Annotated in this window: 4 protein-coding genes; all 4 read right to left on the reverse strand. The window is 68.4% G+C overall.

The genetic code is table 11. The features are described 5' to 3' along the window. Window positions 1–126: 126 nt before the first annotated feature. Window positions 127–1,221 carry a rod shape-determining protein RodA gene (gene rodA, locus QRO91_RS21815; RefSeq protein ID WP_049431831.1) on the reverse strand — a complete coding sequence of 365 codons (1,095 nt, stop codon included), beginning with the start codon at window positions 1,219–1,221 and terminating at the stop codon, window positions 127–129. Between the two features lie 158 nt (window positions 1,222–1,379). Then, complete coding sequence (gene rodA / locus QRO91_RS21820) at window positions 1,380–2,492, reverse strand: rod shape-determining protein RodA (protein WP_005411073.1); 1,113 nt, start codon at window positions 2,490–2,492, stop codon at window positions 1,380–1,382. Next, window positions 2,489–4,564 carry a penicillin-binding protein 2 gene (gene mrdA, locus QRO91_RS21825; protein WP_049431827.1) on the reverse strand — a complete coding sequence of 692 codons (2,076 nt, stop codon included), beginning with the start codon at window positions 4,562–4,564 and terminating at the stop codon, window positions 2,489–2,491. Before mrdA ends, rodA (QRO91_RS21820) begins: the two co-directional genes overlap by 4 nt. A gap of 3 nt (window positions 4,565–4,567) precedes the next feature. Further along, window positions 4,568–5,053 carry a rod shape-determining protein MreD gene (gene mreD / locus QRO91_RS21830; RefSeq protein WP_049431823.1) on the reverse strand — a complete coding sequence of 162 codons (486 nt, stop codon included), beginning with the start codon at window positions 5,051–5,053 and terminating at the stop codon, window positions 4,568–4,570. Between the last annotated feature and the right edge of the window lie 77 nt (window positions 5,054–5,130).

Below are 5,130 nucleotides of genomic sequence, written 5' to 3' on the forward strand. Positions count from 1 at the left end.
CCAAGCCTCCATGGACGGATTCACGGCGTCCCCCGCGTACCCAACCCGACCGGCCCACCCGCGGCTTCTGCTTTCCGAGACCCCCCAGACACCACCCACGAGGGGCTGCGCCGTTGGCTGGAAACCCTATCCCCCGTGCACGGGCCGGTGCCCGCGCACCGCCATCACCAGCCCGATACCCGCCAGCAGCGACACCGCCGAGGTACCGCCATAACTGATCAACGGCATCGGAATGCCCACCACCGGCAGCAGGCCGGAGATCATCCCGCCGTTCACCAGTACGTACACGAAGAACGCCAAGCCCAGGCTGCCGGCCAGCAACCGTGCGTGCGTGTCGCGGGCGTGCACCGCGATCCACAGGCAGCGGCCGACCACGAACAGGTACAGCGCGAACACGGTGGCCACGCCGATCCAGCCGAACTCTTCGGCCAGCACCGAGAACGCAAAGTCCGTGGTGTACTCGGGCAGGAAATCCAGCGTGGCCTGCGTGCCCTGCCCCCAGCCGCGGCCGTCCCAACCACCGGAGCCGATCGCGATGCGCGACTGCAGGATGTTCCAACCGGTGCCGAGCGGATCCGCCGCAGGGTCGAGGAAGGTCAGTACGCGATCCTTCTGGTACTGCCGCAACAGGCCGAACCAGGCCAGCGGCGCAGCCACCGCCAGACCCGTCGCACCGGTCGCCACCCAGCCCCAGTGCAACCCGGCCAACAGCAGTGCGAACACGCCGCTGGCGGTGACCAGCGTGGCGGTACCGAGGTTGGGCTGCATCAGGATCAACACGGCGGGTACGCCGATCAACACTGCGGCCGTCAGCACCGTGCGTGGCGAGGGCGGCAACGGCTGCCGGTGCAGGTACCAGGCCATCATCAGCGGCAGGCTGAGCTTGAGCAGCTCGGACGGCTGCAGGTAGAACACGCCGAGATTGAGCCAGCGTTGCCCGTACTTGCCGGTACCGATCACATACACCGCCATCAGCGGCAGCATCGACAGCGCGTAGATCGCAGGGGTCCACGCGCGCAGTCGCAGCAGCGAAACGCGCGACAGCAGCCACATCGCGGCCAGGCCACCGGCAAAACGCGCCGCCTGCCCGGCCACCGGGCCGGACACGCTTTGCAGCACCGCCAGGCCAGCCGCCATCAGGATCAACAGCGCGACGAGCAACGGCAGATCAATCGTGCGCACTGCCTCACGGCAGCCGCCAAGCAGTCGTTTCCATTCCACGCGGGCACGGTAGCAATGCGTGCTTGCGTGAAGCTGTCATGGCCGATCCGTGCTTATGTAGCGCCGAGTCATTCGCGGCTCGGGACCCGTGCGCATTGCACGGAGGGCAGCCGAGCATGGCTCGGCTCTACAAAGAGCAGGAGCAGGAAGCGCGGCGGCTAGCCGTAGCCGCCGTGCACCGGGTTGTGGCTGCGCACCGCCATCACCAGTCCGAAGCCGGCCAGCAGCGATACGGCCGAAGTGCCGCCGTAGCTGATCAGCGGCATCGGCACGCCCACCACCGGCAACAAGCCGGAAATCATCCCGCCGTTCACCAGTACGTAGACGAAGAACGCCAGGCCGGTGGCACCGGCCAGCAGGCGCGAATACGAATCGCGCGACTGGCTGGCGATCCACAGGCAACGCCCGATCACCACCAGGTACAGGGTCAGCACCAGGGCCACACCCATCCAGCCAAATTCCTCGCTCAGCACCGAGAACGCGAAGTCAGTGGTCTGCTCGGGAATGAAGTTCAGGTGCGACTGCGAGCCTTCGCCCCAGCCTTTGCCATCGAAGCCGCCGGAGCCAATCGCGATCTTCGACTGGATGATGTTCCAGCCGGCCCCCAGTGCATCCATCTCCGGGTCCAGGAACATCATGATGCGGTCCTTCTGGTATGGCCGCAGCAGCCAGAACCAGGCCACCGGCGCAACCGCGGCCACGCCGCCCACGCCCAGGCCGACCCACCACCACGGCAGGCCCGCCAGCAGCAGCACGAACACGCCGCTGGCGGCGATCAGCACGCCGGTACCGAAGTCCGGCTGCAGCATCACCAGGCCGGTCGGCACCCCGATGATGATCAAGGCCACCAGCACGGTGTTGAAGCGCGGCGGCAGCGGCATCTTGTGCAGGTACCAGGCCACCATCATCGGCAGGCTGACCTTCAGCAGCTCGGCCGGCTGCAGGTAGAAGAACTTCAGGTCCAGCCACTGCCGGCCGTACTTGCCGGTGCCGAGCACGAATACCGCCAGCAGCGGAATCATCGAGATCGCATAGATCATCGGCGTGGCCGAGCGGATGCGCAGGATCGGCACCCGCGAGATACCCCACAGCGCGGCCATGCCCACCGCGAAACGCGCGCCCTGGGCCATCACCAGGCCGTCGCCACCGGCACTCTTCAACGTGGCCAGGCCAATCACCATCAGCGCGCCCAGGGCCAGGCACAGCACCCAGTCCAGCGTGCTGAAGAAGCGGCGCAGCATGTCGCCGGCCCAGCGCAGGAACACTTTCATCGTGCGGGCTCCGCAACTGTCGCGCGTGGCGTGGCTGGCAGTGCAGCCGCGGCCGGCGTACCGGGCTGCGGCGCAGGGGCCGGTTCGGGCGTGGGTGCCCCCACCTGCACCGGGTGTTCGCCCAGCTGCGCGGCCGCCAGATCACCGGCCTTGCGTGCGCCGGCGTCTTCGTTGTCGAACGCGGTGGCGCCGATGGCGGTGGTGCCACGCTCGCTGTCCAGCGGCTGCATGCCTTCGGGCATCTTGCCCAGCAGGTAGGCGTCGAACACCTTGCGTGCGATAGGCGCAGCGGCCGAACCGCCGTAACCGCCACCTTCCACTGCCACCGCGATCGCGATCACCGGGTTTTCGACCGGCGCGAAGCCGACGAACAGCGCGCGGTGGCGCAGGTGCATCGGCAGGCTCTTCGGGTTCACCGCGGCGGTGCCCTTGCGGCTGATGACCTGCGCGGTACCAGTCTTGCCAGCCATCACGTACGGCGCACCGACCGCCACGCGCCAGCCGCTGCCGCCGGGCCGCATGGTCGCCATCATGCCCTCGCGCACCGCCTGCACGTTGCTGGGGTTGGGGCTGACCGGCTTGCTCGCGCCGGGCGGCGTCGCCGTCCAGTCGCTGTCGAAACCGTCGCGTTGCTGGATCACCAGGTGCGGGGTGCGCAGCTGGCCGTCGGCTAGGCCGCTGACCCCGCGCGCCAGCTGCAGCGGGGTGACCTTCCAGTCGCCCTGGCCGATGCTGATGTTGACCGTATCACCGGGGTACCAGGCTTCCTTGCGGCTCTTCCGCTTGTAGGCCGGCGACGGCAGGATGCCACCGATCTCGCCGGTGAGGTCGATGCCGGTCGGCTGGCCGAAGCCGTAGTACTCCATGTAATGGTCGAAGCGCTCGATGCCCAGGTCCAGCGCCAGCTTGTAGTAGTAGGTGTTGACCGACTCGGCGATGGACTTGCGCAGGTCGGTCCAGCCGTGGCCGCCACGATGCGCATCACCCCAGCCACGGCTGGTGCCGGGCAGGTAGAACATGCCGGTGGACAGCACCTTGTCTTCCGGGCGGCGCACGCCCGAGTCCAGGCCGGCCAGGCCGATCAGCGGCTTCAGCGTGGAACCGGGGGCAACGCCACCGAGCACCAGGCGGTTGAACTGCGGCCGCGACGGGTTCTCGTTCAGCGCCTTGAAGTCGGCATGGGAAATGCCGTTGACGAACAGGTTGGGGTCGTAGGACGGCAGGCTGACCATCGCCAGCACCTCGCCGGTACGCGGGTCCATCGCCACCGCCGAGCCTTCCTGGTCACCGAACGCGGCCACCATGGCGCGCTGCAGGTCGGCGTCGATCGACAGCCGAAGGTCGGCGCCGGACTGCGCGGCCACCCGGCCGATGGTGCGGATCGCACGGCCCTGCACGTTGGTCTCGACCTGCTCGTAGCCGACCTTGCCGCGCAGCTGCTGCTCGTAATAGCGCTCCAGGCCGGACTTGCCGATGTGGGTCAGCGCGGCATTGCCCTCGCCGAGGATCTCCAGATCCTTGTCGTCGACACGGCCGACGTAGCCGATGATGTGCGCGAACAGGTCGCCGTACGGGTAGCGCCGGGTCAGGTAAGGCTCCAGCTCGACGCCGGGGAAGCGCCAGCGGTCGACGGCGAAGCGCGCCATCTCCTCGTCGCTCATGCGCAGCTTCAGCGTGACCGGCAGGAACTTGCGGCGCGCCTTGCGCGACTTGTTGAACGCTTCCAGCTCTTCCGGGCTGATGTTGATGATCTTCGCCAACCCTTGCAGGGTGGCGTCCATGTCCTTGACCTTGTCCGGGGTCACGTCCAGGCGGAACGCTGGCACGTTCTCGGCCAGCAGGCGACCGTTGCGGTCGTAGATCATGCCGCGCCCGGGCACTACCGGCCGCGGCTTGATGCGGTTGGCCTCAGAGCGCGTGGCGTAGACGTCGTGGTCCAACACCTGCAGCTTGAAGTACCAGCCCCCCAGGCCCAGCAGGCACACCAGCACGCCCAGGAAACCCAGCGCCGCACGGCGGCGGAACTGTTCGGCTTCGGCGTGCGGATTCTTGACCTGGCGGCGCGGGATCATGGCTCAGCGCCCGCGCTTGCCGAAGCGCACCGCGTCCAGCAGCACGAACACCAGCGGCCACAGGCCCATGCCCAGCAGCGGGGCCCACCAGTACGACCACGGCAGGGTCGGCTCGCCCACCAGGATGTGGACCAGCGCGCTGACGATGCGATCGTTGAACAGCAGGCCACCGATGGCCAGCATCTGCTGCGACATCGGGAAGAAGCGGATGCGGGCGCGGAAACGCTGCAGGATGAAGGCCAGCATCACCAGCCGCAGTGCCTGTTCACCGAGCACGCCGCCGTACAGCAGGTCGGCCACCACGCCGCTGGCGAAGGCGATGCCCAGGCCGACGCGCTCGGGCGTCTCGATCACCCAGTACGCCAGCACCAGCGCCAGCCAATACGGGCGCAGCGGCTGCAGCAGCGCCGGCAGCGGCAGCAGGCCCAGCAGCAGGGCCACCACCACGCTGGCCGGCAGCACCCACGGGTTGTCGCGCAGGCGGCTCATCGCTGGGTCTCCGGCGTGGTCGGTTGCCGGCCAGCGGCCGGCACTACCGTGGATCCGGCTGGGGCAGAGCCCCCCTC

Source organism: Stenotrophomonas maltophilia group sp. Smal32, from assembly GCF_030237085.1.
Taxonomy (GTDB): Bacteria; Pseudomonadota; Gammaproteobacteria; order Xanthomonadales; family Xanthomonadaceae; genus Stenotrophomonas; species Stenotrophomonas maltophilia_Q.